At 66.6% G+C, this 20449-nt stretch carries 19 protein-coding genes; 9 read left to right on the top strand and 10 right to left on the bottom strand.

The features are described from left to right. The first annotated feature begins 7 nt into the window (after positions 1 to 7). Positions 8 to 235, top strand: coding sequence for an RNA-binding S4 domain-containing protein (locus VG502_RS10725; RefSeq protein WP_325550037.1), 228 nt, complete (start codon positions 8 to 10; stop codon positions 233 to 235). Positions 236 to 286: 51 nt separating this feature from the next. Then, positions 287 to 1615 (top strand): NAD(P)-binding protein, encoded by a 1329-nt coding sequence (locus tag VG502_RS10720; protein ID WP_325550036.1) that lies wholly within the window; start codon positions 287 to 289, stop codon positions 1613 to 1615. A gap of 45 nt (positions 1616 to 1660) precedes the next feature. On the opposite strand, the gene VG502_RS10715 is transcribed toward VG502_RS10720, so the two are convergent. Then, positions 1661 to 2824, bottom strand: a complete 1164-nt coding sequence (locus VG502_RS10715) for an epoxide hydrolase family protein (protein ID WP_325550035.1) — start codon at positions 2822 to 2824, stop codon at positions 1661 to 1663. Positions 2825 to 2940: 116 nt separating this feature from the next. Here VG502_RS10715 and VG502_RS10710 point away from each other — a divergent pair, with 116 nt between their 5' ends. The 4 genes from VG502_RS10710 (at position 2941) to VG502_RS10695 (ending at position 5448) form a co-directional block, all read left to right on the top strand. After that, positions 2941 to 3540 carry a TetR/AcrR family transcriptional regulator gene (locus tag VG502_RS10710; protein ID WP_325550034.1) on the top strand — a complete coding sequence of 200 codons (600 nt, stop codon included), beginning with the start codon at positions 2941 to 2943 and terminating at the stop codon, positions 3538 to 3540. 152 nt (positions 3541 to 3692) lie between these two features. Next, on the top strand, positions 3693 to 4268 hold the full coding sequence (locus VG502_RS10705) for an ArsR/SmtB family transcription factor (protein WP_325550033.1): 576 nt from the start codon (positions 3693 to 3695) through the stop codon (positions 4266 to 4268). Then, positions 4265 to 4825, top strand: a complete 561-nt coding sequence (locus tag VG502_RS10700) for an SRPBCC family protein (protein ID WP_325550032.1) — start codon at positions 4265 to 4267, stop codon at positions 4823 to 4825. Before VG502_RS10705 ends, VG502_RS10700 begins: the two co-directional genes overlap by 4 nt. Then, positions 4822 to 5448 (top strand): MBL fold metallo-hydrolase, encoded by a 627-nt coding sequence (locus tag VG502_RS10695; protein ID WP_325550031.1) that lies wholly within the window; start codon positions 4822 to 4824, stop codon positions 5446 to 5448. The genes VG502_RS10700 and VG502_RS10695 overlap by 4 nt, the downstream gene beginning before the upstream one ends. A gap of 75 nt (positions 5449 to 5523) precedes the next feature. Here the strand turns inward: VG502_RS10695 and VG502_RS10690 are convergent, their stop codons facing one another. Further along, on the bottom strand, positions 5524 to 6246 hold the full coding sequence (locus tag VG502_RS10690; protein WP_325550030.1) for an AraC family transcriptional regulator: 723 nt from the start codon (positions 6244 to 6246) through the stop codon (positions 5524 to 5526). A 72-nt stretch (positions 6247 to 6318) separates the two neighbouring features. On the opposite strand from VG502_RS10690, the gene VG502_RS10685 reads away from it, so the two are divergent. Next, a complete protein-coding gene (locus VG502_RS10685; protein ID WP_325550029.1) occupies positions 6319 to 7500 on the top strand; it encodes an MFS transporter in 1182 nt (393 codons plus the stop codon). Between the two features lie 39 nt (positions 7501 to 7539). Here the strand turns inward: VG502_RS10685 and VG502_RS10680 are convergent, their stop codons facing one another. The 8 genes from VG502_RS10680 to VG502_RS10645 form a co-directional block, all read right to left on the bottom strand. Beyond that, positions 7540 to 8421 carry an amidohydrolase family protein gene (locus tag VG502_RS10680; protein WP_325550028.1) on the bottom strand — a complete coding sequence of 294 codons (882 nt, stop codon included), beginning with the start codon at positions 8419 to 8421 and terminating at the stop codon, positions 7540 to 7542. 20 nt (positions 8422 to 8441) lie between these two features. Beyond that, entirely contained in the window at positions 8442 to 9242 is an 801-nt protein-coding gene (locus tag VG502_RS10675) for an SDR family NAD(P)-dependent oxidoreductase (RefSeq protein WP_325550027.1), read from the bottom strand. Continuing rightward, the gene (locus VG502_RS10670; protein ID WP_325550026.1) at positions 9239 to 9772 is read right to left on the bottom strand and encodes a carboxymuconolactone decarboxylase family protein; all 534 of its coding nucleotides are present in this window, start codon (positions 9770 to 9772) and stop codon (positions 9239 to 9241) included. The genes VG502_RS10675 and VG502_RS10670 overlap by 4 nt, the downstream gene beginning before the upstream one ends. Positions 9773 to 9805: 33 nt before the next feature. Continuing rightward, positions 9806 to 11092, bottom strand: a complete 1287-nt coding sequence (locus VG502_RS10665; protein WP_325550025.1) for an MFS transporter — start codon at positions 11090 to 11092, stop codon at positions 9806 to 9808. Between the two features lie 32 nt (positions 11093 to 11124). Next, positions 11125 to 12051 (bottom strand): alpha/beta fold hydrolase, encoded by a 927-nt coding sequence (locus tag VG502_RS10660; RefSeq protein WP_325550024.1) that lies wholly within the window; start codon positions 12049 to 12051, stop codon positions 11125 to 11127. A gap of 112 nt (positions 12052 to 12163) precedes the next feature. Further along, positions 12164 to 14209: a 3-hydroxyacyl-CoA dehydrogenase NAD-binding domain-containing protein gene (locus VG502_RS10655; protein ID WP_325550023.1), complete on the bottom strand. Its 2046-nt coding sequence runs from the start codon at positions 14207 to 14209 to the stop codon at positions 12164 to 12166. 14 nt (positions 14210 to 14223) lie between these two features. Continuing rightward, positions 14224 to 15372, bottom strand: coding sequence for an acyl-CoA dehydrogenase family protein (locus tag VG502_RS10650; protein ID WP_325550022.1), 1149 nt, complete (start codon positions 15370 to 15372; stop codon positions 14224 to 14226). A gap of 71 nt (positions 15373 to 15443) precedes the next feature. Continuing rightward, positions 15444 to 16841, bottom strand: coding sequence for an MmgE/PrpD family protein (locus VG502_RS10645; RefSeq protein ID WP_325550021.1), 1398 nt, complete (start codon positions 16839 to 16841; stop codon positions 15444 to 15446). 255 nt (positions 16842 to 17096) lie between these two features. Here VG502_RS10645 and VG502_RS10640 point away from each other — a divergent pair, with 255 nt between their 5' ends. Both VG502_RS10640 and VG502_RS10635 read left to right on the top strand, forming a co-directional pair. After that, positions 17097 to 17768, top strand: coding sequence for a GntR family transcriptional regulator (locus VG502_RS10640; RefSeq protein ID WP_325550020.1), 672 nt, complete (start codon positions 17097 to 17099; stop codon positions 17766 to 17768). Between the two features lie 164 nt (positions 17769 to 17932). After that, positions 17933 to 20098 (top strand): acetate--CoA ligase family protein, encoded by a 2166-nt coding sequence (locus VG502_RS10635; protein ID WP_325550019.1) that lies wholly within the window; start codon positions 17933 to 17935, stop codon positions 20096 to 20098. Positions 20099 to 20449 lie beyond the last annotated feature (351 nt).

Genomic DNA, 20449 nt, shown 5'->3' with positions numbered 1-20449 from the left:
GCCGACCATGACCACCGACGCCGTCGACATCGAGATCCGCGACGACAGCATCCGTCTCGGGCAACTGCTGAAACTGGCGAGTCTCGTCGACGACGGCGCGATGGCCCGCGAGGTCATCAACTCCGGTGAGGTCACCGTCAACGGCGAGGTCGAGACCCGTCGCGGGCGGCAGGTCCGGCCCGGCGACGTCGTGTCGTTCGCCGGCCAGGCGGTACGGGTGGCGGCCCGGGCGTAGCACTTCGGCTGTGCGGACCTGATCGCGCCGGCACCCCTCTAACCTTTCAGCATGTCCGCGCATTCGGCCGGTCGCGTCCTGGTCGTCGGTGAACTCGAGGCCACCCGTCTCACCTGCACATTGCTGCGGGAGACGGGCGCCGAGGTGCGCCACCTGCTCGCACCGCAGGGCCGCGAGGTGGTGGCGGCGCTCGATGAGCCGGCCGACGCGGTCGTCATCATCATGCATTCCGATGTGCAGGCCCTGCGCTATGCGCTGCTGGCCGCGCACACCCAGCCCGGGGTGCGGATCGTGACGACGATCTTCGACGCCACGGTCGCCCGGCAACTGGTGCGCGTGGTGCCCAACTGCGTGGCGACCTCACCGGCCGACATCGCGGTGCCCTCCATCCTGGGTGCCCTGCTCGACGACGACGCACTGGCGCTGCGCGAGACCGGCGCCGGCCCGCGACTGGTGCGTCAGGTTGAGCCGACCGGTGGGGTGACCGAGGAGCCCTGGCATCCGACCCATCGCCGGTGGCACGCGGGCGCCGAGCGACTGATCCCGCGCTGGTATGGCGGGTCGCCCGCGCTGATGCTGACCGGGCTGATCGGGCTGGCGCTGATCCTGCTCACCGACTGGATCCTCACCACCGTGGTGTTGCACGAGCCGGTGGTGTCCTCGCTCTACGAGTCGGCGCGCACGATCGCGGCGGTCGGCCCGGCGGATGCCCACACCGGTGCCGGCGACTCCTGGTACCTCGTCGTCAGTTCGATCTTCATGCTGATCACCCTCGTACTCACCGGAACGTTCGTCGCCGGGCTTGTCGACTGGCTGATGTCCGCGCGCTCGGTGGGTGTGTTCGGCAAGCTCGCCATACCGCGGCGCAACCACGTCGTGATCGCCGGCCTGGGGCAGGTGGGCCTGCGGGCGTGCCTGTCGTTGCAGCGACTCGGGGTGCCGGTGGTCGCCATCGAACGTGACCCGGCCGCGGAGAACCTGCGGCTGGCACGCAACGCCGGAGTGCCCGTCCTGATCGGCCACGCCGAGGACCGCGCGACCCTCGCCCGGGTGCGCGTCGAGCACGCCCTGGCCCTGGCGGCGCTGGGCTCGGACGAGCTGGACAACATCGCCATTGCGATCACCGCCCTGGCGGTCGCCCCTCAGGTCCGCCTCGTGTTGCGCGCGGGCGAGGACCCAGTCGTGGCCGAGACCACCTCGTTGTTCCGCATCGGGCACGTGGTCGACGTCTCGGCACAGACCGCGATGGCGGCCCAGCTGCACGCCACCGGCCGGCACCCGGTGTTGGCCTTCGGCCACGGCGGCGTCGTCCACGCCCTCGTCGACGACGGTGACCTCGAGTCACGCCGTCCGGTCCGGTGCACCTGCGGTGCGGAATAGCGGTGCGGAATAGCGGTGCCGACTGTCGGCGCCGACGCTCCGTGCTCACGGGCGCAGGCTTCGCAGTCCCGTGCGCAGTTCGTCGACCAGGATGGCGGGCTGCTCGAGCGCGGCGAAATGGCCGCCCTTGCCGGCCTCGCCGTAGTGGATCAGGTTGCTGTAGGCGTCTTCGATCCAACTGCGTGGCAGGCGGGGAATGTCGCGGGGGAACACGGTGACCGCGACCGGCAGCGTGAGCTTCGGTCCGGCCAGCGAACCGGTGTAGTTCTCCCAATAGATGCGGGCGGATGACGCCGCGCTGTTGGTGAACCAGTAGAGCGAGATCGCGTCGAGCATGTCGTCGGTGTCGAGGGCGTCCTCGGCCCGTCCGTCGTTGTCCGTCTTGGACTGGAACTTCTCGTAGATCCACGCCGCCTGCCCCGCCGGCGAGTCCGCCAGGGCGACTCCGACGGTCTGCGGCTTCGTGGCCTGCAAGTGGTTCGATCCGCCGAGCTCGCCGGTATAGAGATCGAGGGTGTCGACGGCGTCGCGCTCCTCCGGCGACAGGCGTGCAGGTAGCTGTGCGGGGAACGCGTACTGGCTGTTCAGATGTATGCCGAGCAGGCCCTCCGGCTGCATGCCTCCCAGTGCGGTCGTCACGACCGAACCCCAGTCACCGCCGTGAGCGGCCCACTTCTCATAGCCGAGCCGCGTCATCAGCTCCGCCCAGGCGGCCGCGATGCGCGCAACGGTCCATCCGCTCCCGGTCGGTTTCTCGGAGAAGCCGAATCCGGGCAGCGACGGGACGACGACGTCGAACGAGTCCTCGACCGTGCCGCCGAACGCCACCGGGTCGGTGAGTGGGCCGATCAGCTTCAGGAATTCGACGATCGAGCCCGGCCATCCGTGGGTGAGGATGAGCGGCATCGCGTGCGGATTCTCGAACCTGACGTGGATGAAGTGAATGTCGAGTCCATCGATCTCGGTCAGGAACTGTGGGAGCCGATTGAGTTCGGATTCGAAGCGACGCCAGTCGTATTCGTGCTCCCAGTGGTTGATCAGCGCCTTCGCGTCGTCGAGCCGAACTCCCTGGGACCAGTCGGGAACGGTCTCCCGATCCGGCCAGCGGGTCCTGGCCAATCGTTGCTTCAGATCCTTGATCTCCGAGTCCGGGATCGCCACGGTGAACGGGCGGATGAGCGGTGCTGGTGCGGACGGTGCTGCGGTCATGGCCTTGTTCTCCTGAACTGCTGGCTCACCGTGCAGCGATTTCGTTGCACTGTCATGTGCAATGCACACTCGTGTGCAATCTATTCCGTTGCGCACTATTGTGCAATCATCAGCAGGTGCAGACCGAGTCCGCCCGCGCACGCGCCATGACTGCGACCAGGAACCGCATCCTGGACATCGCGCTCGAGGTGCTGGGGCGCAGCCCGGACGCGAGCATGGCCGACATCGCGTCGGCAGCCGGCGTGGTTCGCCGTACGGTCTACGGCCACTTCCCCACCCGCGCCGACCTCGTGCGCAGCCTGACGAAGCGGGCCGTGACCGAGATCTCCGCGGTCCTCGCGGAGGTCAACTCCTCCGACCGAGCGGCCGACACGGTGTGGGCCGATTTCATCGCTCGGTTGTGGCCGGTGGCGCACCGTTACCAAGCACTCCTGGCGCTTCGGCGGGGCGAATACGGCGCGGAGATCCACGCCCTGCTCGGACCGGTCGATCTCGTCCTTGCCGACCTCGTACAGCGTGGGCAGGACAGCGGGGCATTCGGACAGCACCTGCCCGCGGCCACCCTCAGCCAGCTCGCGTATGCCGCCGTCTTCTCCATCGCGGACAGCGACTTCGCGACGGACGCCCTCGGAGTTCAGGCGGCCACCATCACCAGTCTTCTCATGCTGGGGGTTCCGCGGTCGCGCGCGAAGAACCTGGCCGGCGACCGGCCCTGAGGCCGAGTCCGAACCCGGGTCGACCCGCAGTCAGCCGCGCGCCAATTCGTCGACGATCGCCTGGTCGAAGGCATCCAGATCCCCGGGGTTGCGCGAGGTGATGGCGACCCGGCGCTATTGACAATTTTTTCTGTCAAGGGCATGGTCGAACCGTGGACGACATACACGTACTCAATGACGCCGGCGCGGTCGAGGTAGCGCTCGACCCGATTCGGACCTCGATCCTCGATGCGCTGGCCGAGCCGGGATCAGCCGCCTCGATTGCGGCGACGGTCGGGCTGACCCGCCAGAAGGTGAACTATCACCTGAAGTCACTGGAGGCACATGGCCTCGTCGAGCCGGCGGGCGAACGCACCTGGGGCGGCATCACCGAGCGCTACGTCCAACGCTCGGCACGCCATCTTGTGGTCGCCCCCGACGTGCTTGAGGGCAAAACGCCCGATCCGAATGACATCGCCGATCGCCGCTCGGCTGCATATCTGGTCGCCGTCAACGCCCGGGCCGTCTCCGAGGTCGGATCGATCACCGCGAGCGCGGCGGCCGGGACGCGCGTGCCGACCCTGACCGTCGACACGGTCATCGGGTTCAAGTCCGCCGAGGATCGCGCCGCGTTCGCTGCCGAGCTGCAATCGGCGGTCGCCGACCTGGCCGCCAGATATCACCACGATGACGGCCGGCTCCACCGGCTCACCGTGTCGTCATACCCCAAACCCAAGGAGGAGTCATGACCGATCGCGTCGAGCACCGGAGCGAGCACTCACGAGAGCTGCCTGCCGGTCCAGGGCAAGTGTGGGACGCCATCGCCACCGCCGAGGGCATCTCGGCGTGGATGGTGCCGGCCCGGCTGGAGCCACGGGTCGGCGGCGAAGTGTCGTTCGACCACGGCGGGTTCCGGTCGACCGGTGTCGTCACCGACTACACCCCGCATCAGCGTTTTGCGTATGACGAGCCGTGGCCGATGACCGACGAGATGCGCGAGTGGGTCGCCGAGACCTCCGGGCACGAGGTCACGGATGAGGAGGTGGCGTCGCTGTCCCCGACGGCTACCGAGTTCCTGATCGAGTCGGCGTCCGGTGGCAGTTGCGTCCTTCGCGTCGTGACCAGTTCGTATGGGAACGGCGCGGATTGGGAGAACGAGTACTTCTCCGAAATGGTCGCGGGCTGGGGCACCGATCCGTTCGGCCCCGATGGCCAGGCGCCGTGGCTCGACAACCTCGTCGCGCACCTCGAGTCTCAGCCGAGGCCGGCCGCCGACGCGGGCAATCGCGGAGCCCACGTGCGATGAACGCCGACAGCGCCATCACCGTCACCCCGATCCTCGTCGCCGAGCTGCTCGTCGGGGACGAGGTGATGCCCGTGTGCGTGCACGTCGTTGACCATCCGGACGGTCGGGTGTTGGTCGACACCGGTATGACGGAGCGCCACCCGGCGGTGGTCGCCGCCTTCAACCCACGCCTCTATCCGTTGAGCGAGCAGGACGTCGATCTCGCCGGCATCGACATCATCGTCAACACCCACTTGCACGCCGATCATTGCGGGGGCAACCACCTCTTCACCGGGCGACCGATCTACGTGCAGCGCCGGGAGCTCGACGACGCGCGCGGCGAGGATGACTACACGATCCGCGAGTGGGTCGACGCTCCCGAGCTGGACTACGTGCCGGTCGACGGCGAACTCGAGTTGCTTCCCGGAGTCCGCCTCGTCCCCGCACCGGGCCACACGCCCGGCTCCCAGCTCGTCGTGATCGAGACCGGACGGCGTCCGATCGTCATCTGTGGCGACAGCGCAGTGTGGTTCGGCGAGTTGGACGAGCCACGCACCAAGGGCCAGCGTCTGATCCGCGCCCTCGGTCCCGAGGCTGTGTGGCTGGCGCACGTGCAGGAGCCGTGGCGACCCGGCGTCGCCTGACCCGAAGATCACAACCCGGCCGACGTGCGAGCTCGCCACGATCGGTCGATCACCTGAGGGATTCGGCGTCGCCGATCATCGGTGCCGGTACGAGCCCGGCGTGGCTCCCAACGCACGGGTGAACGTGTCCACGAAGGCGCTGGTCGTTGCCCAACCGGTTGCGTGCGCGGTGCGCGTCACGGTCTCACCCTGGCTCAGCAGGACGATGGCCGTGAAGAGCCGGGTGCGCGTCCGCCACTGCGGGTAGGTCATGCCGAACTCGCTACGGAAGAGGCGAGACAGCGTCCGTTCACCGGTGTTGACCTGCGTGGCGAGCCAGCCGACTGAACGTGGGATCGACAGGTCCGCTTCAACACGCCGGCACGCGTCAGCCAGTCGCGGATCACTGGGTGCGGGGAGCATGAACGGTCTCTGTGCAGCGCGGTGCAAGCGGTCGGCGACGACCACCCGGATGTGTTGTGCCTGCCGCGCAGGGAGATCGTCGACGGTGAGCGCGACGAGCAGTTCTCGCAGTAGCGGATCCACGACGATGACGGTCGGCGAGTCGGTGGGCAACCAGGCATGCTCGGTGTCGAAACCGATGGTGTGAAAATTCGTCGCCCCGTAGAAACGGTGTTCATGCCAGGTGCGCGCCGGGATCCATAGAGCCCGGTCGTTGGAGGCGACCCAGGCTCCGTGCTCCGTGCGGATCGCGACTACTCCGGAGCTGACGTAGATGAGTTGATGTTCGTCGTGCTGGTGCCGATCGATGACATCGCCGCCGCTCTGCAGAACGGTATGCGTCGGCGCGATGGGCATGTGGCGGATATTCGACACAACTAGGCAGATTACCGGAAGCGGACAACGCCCTTCGGGAACGACGGTGGATGCGTGACCTCGACGCAGACCGCACTCACGAAGGAGCCGCCCGACACTCGCACGCCGTGGCAACGGATGCGGATCTGGGCGACTGCACACGCCGTCGACGACTTCTTCCAGGGATTGGTGCCTGCCGCTGTTCCCTATTTCGTTCTCGAACGGCACTTCAGCTATGTGCAGGCTTCGAGCCTCGTGCTGGCCACCACCCTGGGCAGCGCACTGCCGCAGATCCCGATCGGCATACTTTCGGATCGTCGCCGTCTTCCGTGGATGGCGCCTACCGGCATCTGCATCGCGGGGATCGGGGCCGGCTTGTCCGGGCTGGTCGATTCGTATGTCGCGGTGTTCGCGCTCCTGCTCGCGGCGGGGCTGGGGATCGCGATGTTCCACCCGCCTGCGGGGCGTGACGCCCGCCGGGAGGCCGGCGCGAGCGCGACTGCGATGAGCTATTTCGCAGCAGGCGGCAGCCTGGGCTTCTTCGCCGGGCCCGCCCTGGTCACCCCCGCTCTCGACAGTCTGGGTATCGGCGCGACCGCACTGTTCATCCCGCCCCCTGTGTTGATGGGCTTCATCCTGCTGCGACACAACCGGAGGTCCAGCGCGGTGCCGAAGCGTTTCGGCGCGCACGCCGGCACGGACCACGTACGTCTCTTCGGCCTTCTCACCGCAACCGAAGTCATCCGTTCGGGATTCAGCAACGGGGTCAACACCTTCGTCTCGTTGTACTGGATCCGACACCTCGGCGCCTCCAGCGCGCTGGGAGGAACCGCCCTCACTCTGGAGCTGGCCGGCGGTGTCGCGGGCACGCTGCTCGGTGGTCGCATGGCCGACCGGCTCGGACTCGTGCGAACAATCCAGATCGGAAACACCGCGCTCCTCCCAGCGGTGGGTGGGCTCCTGCTCTGTCAGGACAAGTACGGCGCCCTGCCCCTGATCTTCCTCGTCGGGTTGGTCACCAATGTCCCCTTCGCCGTCCTCGTCAAGCTGGGCCAGGACTACCTTCCGAGCCGGCCGGGAACAGCCGCCGGCGTCACGCTCGGGCTGGCAATCAGTGCTGGTGGCCTGTTCATGCCACTGCTCGGCCTGGTGGCCGAACACCACGGCCCACGAGGAGCATTGGCGGCCCTTGCCATCGCTCCCGTCATCGCGACGCTGCTCGCCGGCGGCCTACGAGAGCCCGGCACTCTTCGGTAGTTGTTCTTCCCAGCTCGCTCCCGTCGCTTGCCAGAGCCGTCAGCAGAAGTCGAAAAGCTCTGTGGGGTTGTCCACGAGGAGCCTGTGACGTTTGGTCTCGTCAGGAACGATCTCGGGTATGCCGTCCAGCAGGATGCCGTCGTCCGGCATCGGGCCGTGCAGATTCGGGTGTGGGAAATCGGTTCCCCATACGACACGCTCGGGCGCGTGTGCTGCCAGTGCTGCCGCGAGCTTGTTGGCATCCGCGTAGGGGCTGCCGGTCAGGCTGACCCGGTAGGTGCCGCTCAGTTTGAGCCACACGTTCCCGGTGTCGAGCAATTGACGAAGACCGTGGACGGCGGGCGCATCGAGCCCGTCGCCAAGGTCCACTCGACCGAGATGATCGAGCACGACTCGGGTGGGGATCCGGTTGATCACCTCGAAACGATCGAGAACGCCGTTTCCGGCGACGTGGATCTCCAGGTGCCAGCCGAGTGGCTCCACGAGCGCGGCGTACTGCAAGATCTCGTCGTCGGTTGGAGCCGGCCCGAGGTGGGGCATGAACTGGAGCCGGATTCCGCGCACACCTTCTCGGTGCAGGTCTTCCAGCACCGACACCGGCGTGTCCAGTCCGATCAGCGCGACTCCACGGTGTCTTCCGTCGCCGACCCGAAGAGCATCGACGAGCACGTCGTACTCGCGTCCGTGACACGCTGACTGAACGATGACCGCGCGGTCCAGACCGAGCTCGCGGTGCAACCGCATGAGGTCGGACACGGGAACGTCGGGAGGTGTGAAGGTTCGGCTCGCGGTGAAGGGGAACCTGGCCGCCGGCCCGAAGACGTGGCAGTGGCTGTCGCATGCCCCGGCCGGCGGCCGGTAGCTCGCCGGAGTCGGGTGCTCCAGCGGACCGGGAATGGTGGGTTCGAAGTCGCTCGGCATCGCTGGTTCTCTCCCGGCGTTCAGTCGCACCGGGCCGACATACCACCGTCGACGACGATCTCGGTGCCCGTGACGAAACGAGCTTCGTCGGACGCCAGGAACAATGCCGCGCTTGCCGTGTCCCGCCCGTCTCCCATGAACCCGAGTGGAATCCGCGCGAGACGCTGTCCGAGCAGGGCGTCCACGTCCCCGCCGGCGCGTTGTCCGGCCAGGCGAGCCTCCACCATCGGAGTGTGCAGTTGCCCGGGTATGACGGTGTTGGCCCGGATGCCCACCGGTGCATGTTGCACCGCAACGGAACGGGTGAAGGCGATGACGCCCGCCTTCGAGGCGGCATACGCGGCCTGTGCTGCTCCGGTCCAACGGATTCCGGAGGTGGAGGCCGTGTTGACGATTGCTCCGGACTGCACTTCCTTCATGTGCGGCAGCACATGCTTGCAGGTCAGGTAGGTCGTGGTCAGGTTGAACTCGAGTTGGCGGTCCCACTCGGTCTCGGACAGCTCGACGGGCCCGCCGGCGCGGGAACCACCGACGTTGTTCACCAGGACGTCAATCGCGCCGAATGCCGTTTTGCACGCCGTGACCATCGCGGCGACCGCGGCCGTGTCGGTGACGTCGCACTGGTACGGGACGATCACCCCCTCCGGGCCACCGATGCTTTCGACGGTTTCCTTGAGTGCGTCCTCATTGATGTCGACGGCGAAGACGCGTGCGCCTTCCTGAGCGAATCTCACCGCAGTCGCCCGGCCGTTTCCCCATCCGGGTCCAACGCTTCCGGCTCCGGTGACGATCGCTACCTTGCCTGCCAGGCGTGTACTCATGCCGGCACTTCACCTTCTTCGATTCGTGGTTGTCCGACGTGCAGCGCGACCAGGAACCTCGACACCATGTTGTATGCGGCGATGGTTCCGGTCAGCTCAACGAGTTGCTGTGTGCCCAGGAGCTCGTGGAGGGCGTCACTGAGCCGGTCCGGCACCGTCACGTCGTGAGTCATGGCGTCGGTGTAGTCGATCACCAGGCGGTGCAGGTCGTTCAGTGGCGCGGGGTCGGCGCCCGGCTGCAATGCCGCCACTTGTTCGGCGGTCAGGCCCTCATGCAGAGCGAGGGGAGCGTGCGCGCGCCATTCATATTCGGCGCCGTTGAGCGCGGCGATGCGACAGATGACGAGCTCCCGAAGGTGACCCGGCAGGTCCATTCGGCTGCGCACGGCGCCGAGCAGGGCGTTCCATCCGTCGGCGAACGCTTCACTGTGCAACAGGGCTTGATCGAGTGGCGTCAAGGTGCCGCCGCGGCGTTCCCGGATGCGTTGTGCGACCGGCCCGTCCGAGGTTGCCGGGGGTACACGTGTCATATCTCGTCTCTTTCAACGCTCGTCGGGTGGTGGTCAGTCGTCACAGAGGTTCCGGCCGGCGGTTTCGGGGGTCCACCAGGCCGCCAGAGCGCCACCAAGGCTCATCACGATGGCGTAGGTGGTGAACAGCCACGACATTCCGATGCTGTGCATCCAGGTGTCCAGCAGTGGCGCGGTTCCGCCGAAGACGGCGATGCCGATTCCGTAGGGAATAGCGATGCCACGGGACCGCAGGCTGGTCGGGAACAGTTCGGCGTAGAACGCCGTGTTGGCCGCCGTGGCTGCCGAGAGCAGCACCAGGGGAATGGTCATTGCCACGAGCATCTGCCACCAGTGACTGCCCATGATCCACAGGACCGGGAAGGCGAGCAGGGCGTTGCAGACGCCGTACACGATGAAGTTCGCCCGGCGTCCGAAGCGGTCGGAGAACCGGCCCCAGAAAGGCGTGCACACGACGTACAGGATCTGCGCGACGAGCGCTACCACGAAGGCTGTCTGCTCGCGCACCCCGTAAGCGACGATCGCGTTGGCCGCCCCGTTGACGACCCATGAATAGAACGTGACGGTGATGCCTGCGGTCATCGCGAGAACTCGCAGCATTCCGTGCCGACAGGTCCACAATTCCGCGAATTTCGATCGGTCGCTCGGCGCATTGTCGAGCGTCTCATTGCGGTGCTCGGTGAATGCTTCTGTCTCGGCGAGGTTTCGCCGCAGATACATGGCGAAGATGCCGGTCAGTCCTGCCAGCAGGAATGGGATGCGCCAGGCCCAGCTCTCCAGCTGATGGGAATCGAACACGGTCGTCAGGATGGTGCCGACCGCGGTGGCGGCCAGGATTCCCAGGATGAGTGCCATTCCGTTGAAGCTCATCCAGAGACCGCGCCGGTTGGGTGGGGCGATCTCGGCCGTGTACGAGTAGGCGGTGGCGTTCTCACCGCCGTAGCCGAAGCCCTGCATCACCCGGGCGATCACGAGGATCACAACCGCGGCCACACCGATGGTCGATGAGGTGGGGGTGAGGCCGATCAGCAGGCTTCCAGCCGCCGTGACCATCATCGCGACCACCATGACCGGTTGCCGACCCCGGCGATCTGCCCACCAGCCGAACAGGATCGAGCCGAGTGGCCGGAACAGGAAGCCGACGGCGAAGACGGTGAGTGTCGACAGGGTCGCGCCCATTGCCCCCGCCCCGGAGAAGAACTGGTGGGCGAAGAAGGGGGTGAAGATGCCGAACACGGCGAAGTCGTAATACTCCAGAACGATGCCGAGGACGGCCTTGATCATGGCGCCTCGCGTTGTTGACCGCTGGGACGTTGTCATGGCGACGTCCTCTCGTGCGGCCTGTTGCATGTTCATTTCCATGATGAACTCCGTTCTCTGCTTCCTGAGAGGTTTCTTTCCGTGCGGGAAGTCGCTGCCGGGGTGGCGAATTCGCCGGCGAAGTTCGCGATGGCTGTTGCCATGGATACCGGCTGCTCGGGAGCCAATGCGTGTCCCGCATCGGGGATCTCCTGGACGGTCACTCGTGCGCCGAGCAATGACTGAAAGACCCCGGGGATGACGACCGCATCGAACTGCGCCTGCAGGTCGAGGATCGGCACCGTGCCGCCGGCGAAGTACGCGTCGATCGGGGTTGTGTTGCGCGCGTGGGTCTGTGCGGCGTGGGTCTCGACGCTCCAGCCGGTGAGCCACGGGCGGGCGTCGTGACCTGGGGCGAAGAAGGCCCGTCGGAGGCATTCGAGCCGCTCATGCTCGGGTCTTGTCGGGTCACCGGCGCCGTCGATCGCCCAACGGAGGCGGCCGTACGGCTTTTCGGTGCTGCCCGGCGGCAGGCGACCGGCGGATGCGGCGGCGAGCACCAGCGCGCTCACCAGGTCCGGTCGGTCGACCGCGAGCATTCTGGCCGGCTGGCTGCCCCAGGCGTGCCCGACGACGACTGCGCGGCCGGGACGACGTGTTGCATGTTCGTCGTCCAGCACGAGGGCGATGTCCGCGGCGAAGTCGTGCATGCCCAGGCCATCCAGTGGCCCGATACTGTCGCCGATGCCGCGAGGCTGCGGACGGAGTACCCGGAATCCGTTCATTGCCAGGAGTCCGGCCACGACGTCGTAATCGCCGGCGCCCCTTCCCAGCGAGGGACAGATGACGATCACAGGGCCATCGCCTTGCGTCAGAACCTCGATTCGCACGTCCCTGCCGGTCACTGTCTTGCGCTCGACGGGAGCGTGATGAATCGGCATGGTGACCGATTGATCGTTGAGTGATTGAACGAATTGCATGGGGATCCCTCAGTGCGTGATTAATGCCTGGAATTCGATGAGCAATTTCGAAGATGCCTTTTGCGCCATGCCATTCGCGGTGTGGTCGCAGTGGCTTATGCCATCGGCTGGTTCAGTACTTGGTCAGGAGGGAGAGGTCGCCCATGGGGTAACCCGGTCCGGTGACGGCAGCCACGCTGTCGCGAGCTTTCGTGAGCCACGTCGGATCACAGCAGGCCGCCCAATGCGTGATCCCGCCTATGTGCTCGGGAAAGCCGTAACCCAGCGTCAGCATCAGGTCGATATCGCCGGCGCGTTGGGCGATGCCTTCGTCGAGGATCAGCGCTGCCTCGTTGGCCATCGTGACCAGCAGCCGATCCACGATCTGCCGGCTGGAGAACTGCTGCCGTTCGATGCCCTTGCGGCGCGAGGACTGCCTGATCAGCTGTTCAACCGCGGCATCGCGAAGCGGCACGCGCGAGCCGGGCTCGTACCGATACCACCCCGAACCCGTCTTCTGACCGAACCTGCCCTTCTCGCAGAGGACGTCGGCCACATCGGGGTAGCGCACATGAGGATCCCGCGCGTCAGCGGTGCGTTGCCGCATGCGCCACGCGATGTCCAGGCCGGACATGTCGGCGACCGCGAACGGTCCCATTGCGAAGCCGAATCCGACCGCGGCGTCATCAATCTCGTGGGGCAGCGCGCCTTCCTCGATCATCAGCTCGCACTGCCTGCGGTATGCGTTGTAGATCCGGTTACCGATGAATCCCTCACACACTCTCGCCACGATCGGCGTCTTGCGTAGCGCCCGCGCCGCGGCGAACGCTGCATCCATGGCACGCGACGATGTCGCCTGCCCACGGACGATCTCCAGCACGCGGGTGCGATGTGCCGGCGCGAAGAAGTGCAGGCCCACGAGCGACCCGGGGTGTCGCAGCGAGTCCGCGAGCACGTCGATGTCGAGGTATGACGTATTGGTGGCCAACGGCACGCCCCGGCCGACGACGTCCTCGAGGTCGGCCAGCACCCGGCGTTTGATGTCGAGGTCCTCGACCACCGCCTCCACTGCGAGGTCGGACCCCCTGAGCGCGTCAAGCGATTGCGCGCAGGTGACCGATTCGGACTGACGACGCGCGGAATCCCGGTCGATCCGCCCTCTGTCGGCTTCGGCCTGCCAGCCAGCGGACAAGCGCTCCACGCCGGCGTCGGCTGCCGAGCGATCCTGGTCGAAGAGCCGCACCTCGATGCCCGCCTCGGCGAACGCTCGTGCGATGCCCGCTCCCATGGTCCCCGCGCCGACCACTGCGACGCGCCGCACGCTGACCGGCGATGCGGGGTGATTGGCTTTGGCCACCGAGCGTCGGGCGAAGAACAGATGGCGCAGGGCTCCGGCTTCAGCACTTTCGCGCAGCCGCTCGAACTCGGCTCGTTCATGACGTAGTGCCGCGGTCGGGCTCAGTGACGCGGCAGCGAGGACCGAGCCGACGGCGGCGACGTACTGCGGCCGCGGCCCATTCTGCGCCAGTACAGTTCCAGCGGTCTGCTCGAGAACGCCCGGACGATCCGGCGGAATCGGCGCCTCGAGCAGGACGCGCTTTGCCATCAACGCCGACGCCGCCCGCACAGCGTGCTCCAGCAGATCGCTGCTGACGATGTCGTCGATCAAGCCCAGCGACAATGCCTCCGGGGCGGTGAGCCGTTCGTTCGACGTGATCAGCTCGAGAGTCCGCGCCGCTCCCAGAATGCGTTGTGGGCGTTGCGTTCCCCCAGCACCCGGAATGATCCCGAGGCCGATCTCCGGCAGCCCGACCACTGTGTCAGGGGTACCGATACGTCCGTCGCAGCCCAGCGCGAGCTCGAATCCGCCGCCGAGCGTCATCCCGGACAGAGCCGCCAGGACGGGCTTCGGGCACTGCTCGATGCGCTCGATCACCGCCGGCAGCGCCGGGTCCGCGACGGGCCCGTCGAATTCGGCGAGATCGGAGCCGGATACGAAGTTGCCGCCGGGCGCACCGATGATGACGACGGCCTGCACGTCGGGGCGCTGCTGGGCGATGCCGAGGCCGGCGATCAGGCCGCGCCTGACTGCACTGGTGCTCACGTTGACGGGCGGGTTGACGATCCTGAGTATCGCGACGCCGTCGTCGATGGCCACCGAGACCGGCTCGTGCTGCATGTGGTCCATCGGAGTCAGGCCCTCTGGGAGAAGCGACGTCCGAAGATCTCCTCGGCGATCCGGTTCTTCATGATCTCCACGGACCCGCCCGCGATCATCCAGCCTCGGGTACGGCGCATGCAGTACTCCACCAGCGCTTCGGTCGAGTAGCCGAGCCCGCCCATCGCCTGCATCGCCTGGTTCGCGGCGTTGAAGCCGGCCTCGTTGCACGCAAGCTTCGCCACGGTTGTCTCGTATGCGGACGGCAATCCTGCCGCAGCGGCCGACACCGCACGTTCCAGCAGCAGCTCGGCTGCGTCCAGTTGGACCGCGGCCTCGGCGAACTTCCATTGCAGTCCCTGGAATTCGCACAACGGCCGACCGAACTGGTGGCGCTGCTGCACGTGCTCCACGGCGATCTGGAAAGCGAGGCGACCCAGAGCCAATGCGCGGGATGCGTTCCCGATCCGCTCGACGTTGAAGCCGCTCATCTGTTTCTTGAATCCGCCCGGCCCGAGCAGCACGTTGTCGGCCGGAATCCAACAGTCCTGGAAGTACAGTTGCGCCCATTGCTCGCCACTCATGTATGCCGAGGGCGTCCCGATCTCGAGGCCGGCGGTCCCACGCTCGATCAACACCGAGCCGATGTTTGCGGTGCCCGGACCGAAACGGACGTAGACCAGGAACAGTGTCGCGTCCAGGCTGTGCGTTCCCCAGATCTTCGTTCCGTTGATGCGGAATCCGTCGCGGTCGCCGCGTTGTTCGGGTGTGGCGCTGGTTTGTAGCTCGGTCGCGGCCGAACCCGCTTCAGGTTCGCTCATGCCCAGCCCGATCAGCGAAGTCCCTTCCAGTAGGCCGGGGAGCCATCGCCGTTTCTGCTCGGGCGTTCCGTATTCGGCGAATGTCCGAATCGCACCGAAATTGCCGGCCTGCAAGATATCGGCGCTCTTCGGACAGATCATCGCCACTTCCCGGATGACGGCCACGGCGTCTGCGAGGCTCGCTCCTTGGCCGCCGTCCTTGGCGCTGACGGTCAGCCCGAGCAGTCCCTGGGCGCCGAGCAGTTTCGCGATGTCCCAGGAGTAGCTGGGCTCATGGGCGCGCTCGAGCGCCCCGTCGGCCAAGTGTTTGCGTCCGAAGGCCCGGACCGAGTCCAGGAGGCTGTCCCGTTCGGAAGTAGTCATGGCATTTCTCCGTATTCTGTACTCTATAGATTCGTAGATGTGGGAGGAACCGAGCGTGCGGTGCGCTCGGATCAGGCGGGCGAACGGAGTGCGCCGGCGTGAATCGCGCCATCCAGGACATCGAGGATGGCGAGATCCGAACCGTTCCACGCGGCGTCGATGAGGACGTCGGCGGCCTGTTTGCCGGCAACCGGCTCGACCAGTCGTCGCGCCTTGCCCTCGAGGTCGGCATCGCTCAGTGGGTTCGCGGGCTCGCCGTAGGGTCGCTGAATGCGGCGCACGAAGGTACGCCTATCGGTAAGAACGACGGTGACCTCCGCGGGCCGACCGGAGCGGGGATAGTCGGCGTCCGCATCGGCGTCGACGTAAACCTCCACGCGATCCATGACGGCTCGCACATCTCTGTCGGCACGCGACGACTCATCGAAGTCGGTCAGTCCCACGCCGCGGCGGACTGCCGCCAGTGCAACCGTGTAGGGCAGGCTGAGCTGGGACTGCAGCACGGTGTCGAGGTCGCGTCCGTCGTGGCGTGCGGCGATCCCGAACGTACCCACGCGCACGGTCGCAATGTCCGCTGGTTTGATGTCCTGGTCGACCGCGATCTCGATCGTCGCGTCGATTGCGCCGTGCAGGTGACGGCAGCAGGGGTAGGGCTTGACGTACGTCTGACTGAGCACCCACTCGATACCCAGGCCATTGGTCAGCACCTCGGGATGCCAGTCGACCCCGCACTCGCCCGCGTACGCCGCGAAGTATCCGTCGACCCCTTCCAGCACGGTGACCGGTCCGGTGAGCCCGCAGTCCACCAGGTCGGCAGCCGCGATGCCGTCACGGGACGCCTTCCCCGGGTGGAAGCGCTTGACCTCTGCCGACGACGACAGGAACTCGAAGAGCCCACTGGCGTGGGAACCTGCGAGCCCCAGAACGTTGGCGACCTCCTCGGCCTCCATCCGGTAGAGCACGGCGACCGCCGCGGCCGCTCCGAACACTCCGGCAATCGCGGTGTTGTGGAAGTGCCGAAGGCGGGTGGCGGGATGTCCGGCGGCGGCTATCCGACAGGACAGTTCCATACCGATTGCCGCGGCGTTCACCACCTGCGCGAAGGAAGTGTCCCGTTGCTGCGCCACCGCGAAAACTGCCGGGAAGATGACCGAGGTGGGGTGCATGCTGCCCGGTGTGTACCCCTCGTCGGATTCGATCCCGTGCCCATTCGTTCCGTTGACCAGCGCAGCGCCCAGGATCGACAGTCGGCCGTGGCCGATCGCGGTGGCGGCCTCCCCCGGATAGAGACGCTGGGCGTGGCGCGCGACAGCCGTGGACACCGGGCCGGGGCTGCTGGCGACCACACCAGCGAGGTGATCGAGCATCAATCTGCGCGTGTGATGCTCGACCTCGTCCGGCAGAGCGGCCTTGCCCTGCTCGACGATCCAGTCTGCGACATTGCGGGTCAGGCCCTTGGGGCTGGTCATGGGTCGGATCTCCATCGACGGTAGGAGCCTCACTGTCAGTGGGCACTTTTCGAAGCGGCATTTTGCTGTGACGTACCACACAGCGGCGCCTTCCGGAGAGACAGTACATACTCTATAGAGCGCTGTCTAGAGAGTGTTGGGAATTTTTTATGCGCTGCGGAATGTTGAGCGGTTTGACACACTACGGGTCGGACCGTCGAAAGGACCGTGATGTCGGAGACATCGGCTGCACCTCCTGTCAGCCGCACTGCCTACGTGGCCGAGCGACTGAAGGCCGATGTGGCATCAGGGGCGATCAAACCCGGCGAGCTGATCAAGCAAACGGTGATCGCGAAGCGATACGGGGTCAGCGCTACACCCGTCCGCGAGGCGATGCGCCTACTCGAAGCCGATGGTGTGCTCGAGTATTCGCCGCATCGAGGTGCGTCGGTGCGCGAGTTGTCGCCAGAGGCCGCGCGTGACCTCTACCGCCTGCGAGCTGCAGCTGAGCGGGTTGCCACGGAAATGGGTACCGAGCGCATGACACGGCGCGGCCTGGAAGAGGTGCAACGAGTACATGCCGAGCTGACGGCTGCAGTGGCCGATCCATCTGCTGCGCCCGAACGTCGCTCACTGCTGAACCGCGAATTTCATTTTGCGATCTACCGCCAAACGTCACCACTGATCCTGCAGCACGTCGAGCTGCTCTGGTCGCGCCTGACACCGGGCTCGACAATCTGGGGCAACCCGACCCACGCGGCGGCACTCCAGCGTGACCACGAGGCAATCATGGACGCGCTGGAGCGTGGCGACGCCGCCGCCGCCGGCAAGATCGCCGCCGAGCACATCGCGCGAGCGGCCGATATCCGCGAACACGACCCGGACCTACGCGCCTCCGGCACTGATGAGCGTGAAGACTTCGGCGCGACCGAACCCGAGGCCCGATGAGGCCACGAGCGCGCCACACCGCTCCGCACTGACTCGGGCGCCGACGGTCATCAACGAACGTCGCTCTCGACATAACTCTATAGAGTATGTAATAGTGAGCGAGCGCTCATCATGCCGTTGCCGCTGATGAAGCCACCCCACCTTTCGCATCTCAGGAGTCGTTGATGCCAATCCACCACCAGAACGAGACCTCCCTCGTCCGCGCACTGCTGACCCCGGAGTCTGTGGCGATCGTCGGTGCGTCCGACGATCCGACGAAAACCACGGCTCGACCCCAGCAGTTCCTCGCGCAGGCCGGCTACACGGGTAACGCCTACTTCGTCAATCCACGCCGCGAGACGGTCCAGGGCGTCAGGGCATACCCGTCACTGTCCGCGCTACCGGAGGTGCCCGAACACGTCTACATCATGACGGGGGCAGAGGCGGCGATTGAGACAGTCCGTGAATGCGCCCACCTCGGAGTGACCACCGCCACCGTCCTTGCCTCCGGGTTCGCCGAAGAAGGTCCGGCGGGCCGGGCGCGCGAGGATCGTCTCCGTGCAGCGGCCGCCGAGGGAGAAGTTCGGGTCGTCGGCCCGAGCAGCCTGGGTGTCGTCAACCCGCGCAACGGAGTGATGCTGACGGGCAACGCCGCATTTGGCGAACCAGACCTGCCCACGGGCGGCATCTTCGTGGCATCCCAGTCCGGCAGTGTCATCGGCTCGCTTGTCAGCCGCGCCCGTGGCCGCGGGATGGGCTTCGCGGGCTTGGTGTCGGTCGGCGGCGAGGCGGACTTGTCGCTCGGCGAGATATGCACGGCGGCTGTCGACGACCCGGGCGTCACGTCCTTCGCGTTGTTCCTTGAGTCTTTGCGTCATTCAAACGATCTGGTGACCTTCGCACGAAAGGCCGCACGGGCCGGCAAACCGGTGGCGGTGTACAAGCTCGGCAGGTCCGACGAGGCCGCCAACCTCACCGTGTCCCACACCGGCGCGCTGGCCGGCGAGGACAGTGAGGCCGATGCTCTGTTCCGGGCGTGCGGGTTTGCGCGCGTCGAACATTTCGAATCGCTGCTGGAGGCCCCGAACCTGCTGCTTCGCTTGGGAGACGGCCCGCGCGCGCACCATCCACGCATTGGTGTCGTGACGACGACGGGCGGCGGCGCCGCCATCATGGTGGACCAGCTTGCGATCAGAGGGATGCGAGTCACTGCCCCGTCCGACGCACTCGTGGGGGAGATGAACGCAGCGGGGGCGCACATCCCACACAGCCTCATTGCCGACCTGGGACTCGCGGGAGCACGGCACGACGTCGTCACCACCGCGCTGCAGCATCTGCAGGACAGCGGGGAGTTCGACCTCATCGTGTTCGTGATCGGCTCGTCTGCTCGACTGAACCCCGAGCTCGCCGTCGAGGCGATCTCCGAGCGCGGCGGGTATGACGTACCGATCGTCGGATTCGCCCTTCCCGAGGCACCCGAGGCCGCCGAGCTGTTGAACGCCTCAGGGGTACCTGCATTCCGCACCCCCGAATCCTGTGCCGACGTCGTCGCCGCCGCCTATTCACGGCGGCCTCCGGCGCTGCACGACGGGTTCCGTGTCGGCTCGGTCGAAGTCTCCGCGTCCGAGGTGCTCGACGAGCTCGCGTCCACGCAGCTGTTGAGCCAGGCGGGGATCCACCCTGTCGAGTACGTAGCTCTGACGCCCGAGGAGATCGCAGACCCGGACCTGGCGCTTCCCTTCCCGTTCCCTGTGGTCGCGAAAGCGTTGTCCGCAGATGTGCCGCACAAGAGCGATGTCGGAGGAGTCGTGCTCGACGTCGCCGACATCGGGGAACTGCGCGCTGCTGCCGCGCAAATCCTCAGTTCCGTACGCAACGCGATGCCAACAGCCCGGATCGACAAGATACTGGTGCAGCGCATGCAGGCGAAGGCAGTCACAGAAGCACTCGTCGGATACCGCGTGACCCGTGATGTCGGCCCGCTGGTCGTGTTGTCCACCGGCGGCGTGATGGCAGAGCTCTTCTCCGATTCATCAGTCCGGCTCGCGCCGATCGACGCCGACACCGCCCGGGAGATGATCTCCGAAGTCAAGGGTTTGTCGGTTGCCACGGGCTACCGCGGGCTACCACGCGGCGACATCGAAGCCCTCGTCGACGCAATGGTCAACATGTCGCGCCTGGCCGTCACCGCCCCGGACGTACTGGAGGCGGAGGTCAACCCATTGTCGATCGGGCGGGACGGCGACGGCGTTACTGCGCTCGATGCGCTGGTTCGCCGTGCGGTCCCGAACACCGAGGCCTCTGCCGTGAGTGTTGTGACGTCAGCACAAGCCGCGGTGGGCGCGCACTGACCGACCGCAACTCCCGCGTGGCCGCAGCTGCTCCAGGCCGACTGCGACGTCCTCATGTTGCTGCGCAGCGATTGCGTGAGGAGCGCCGGCCTGACGGCGCCCGAGTGCTGAGCGGCTCCTCAGAAGGAGGGTAGAGCGCTGGCTGGCGGCCAATGCTGAGCTGAGGTCGAGGTCCTCCGCTGTTGTGTGTTCTCCCGCAACTCAACCGGAGGACCTCGACATGGCGGAGCCGCGCAACGCTCGTGGTGCGCCGCGGCAACTGTTTTTGTTTCGACTGACCACTCTCCGACGAGCGCCACACAACCGCAGGAATGACCGAAGACTGTTCAAATCATGATTTGAACAGTCTTC

Origin of the sequence: Flexivirga sp., from assembly GCF_035551235.1 — a bacterium.
Classification (GTDB): Bacteria; Actinomycetota; Actinomycetes; order Actinomycetales; family Dermatophilaceae; genus Flexivirga.
This window is presented reverse-complemented; position numbering and strand designations above follow the sequence as displayed.

Coding starts and splice junctions, on each gene's coding strand:
- VG502_RS10725 (WP_325550037.1), top strand. CDS start 8: ATGACCACCGACGCCGTCGACATCGAGATCCGCGACGACAGCATCCGT.
- VG502_RS10720 (WP_325550036.1), top strand. CDS start 287: ATGTCCGCGCATTCGGCCGGTCGCGTCCTGGTCGTCGGTGAACTCGAG.
- VG502_RS10715 (WP_325550035.1), bottom strand. CDS start 2,824: ATGACCGCAGCACCGTCCGCACCAGCACCGCTCATCCGCCCGTTCACC.
- VG502_RS10700 (WP_325550032.1), top strand. CDS start 4,265: ATGACCGATCGCGTCGAGCACCGGAGCGAGCACTCACGAGAGCTGCCT.
- VG502_RS10695 (WP_325550031.1), top strand. CDS start 4,822: ATGAACGCCGACAGCGCCATCACCGTCACCCCGATCCTCGTCGCCGAG.
- VG502_RS10690 (WP_325550030.1), bottom strand. CDS start 6,246: ATGCCCATCGCGCCGACGCATACCGTTCTGCAGAGCGGCGGCGATGTC.
- VG502_RS10680 (WP_325550028.1), bottom strand. CDS start 8,421: ATGCCGAGCGACTTCGAACCCACCATTCCCGGTCCGCTGGAGCACCCG.
- VG502_RS10675 (WP_325550027.1), bottom strand. CDS start 9,242: ATGAGTACACGCCTGGCAGGCAAGGTAGCGATCGTCACCGGAGCCGGA.
- VG502_RS10670 (WP_325550026.1), bottom strand. CDS start 9,772: ATGACACGTGTACCCCCGGCAACCTCGGACGGGCCGGTCGCACAACGC.
- VG502_RS10665 (WP_325550025.1), bottom strand. CDS start 11,092: ATGACAACGTCCCAGCGGTCAACAACGCGAGGCGCCATGATCAAGGCC.
- VG502_RS10660 (WP_325550024.1), bottom strand. CDS start 12,051: ATGCAATTCGTTCAATCACTCAACGATCAATCGGTCACCATGCCGATT.
- VG502_RS10655 (WP_325550023.1), bottom strand. CDS start 14,209: ATGCAGCACGAGCCGGTCTCGGTGGCCATCGACGACGGCGTCGCGATA.
- VG502_RS10650 (WP_325550022.1), bottom strand. CDS start 15,372: ATGACTACTTCCGAACGGGACAGCCTCCTGGACTCGGTCCGGGCCTTC.
- VG502_RS10645 (WP_325550021.1), bottom strand. CDS start 16,841: ATGACCAGCCCCAAGGGCCTGACCCGCAATGTCGCAGACTGGATCGTC.
- VG502_RS10635 (WP_325550019.1), top strand. CDS start 17,933: ATGCCAATCCACCACCAGAACGAGACCTCCCTCGTCCGCGCACTGCTG.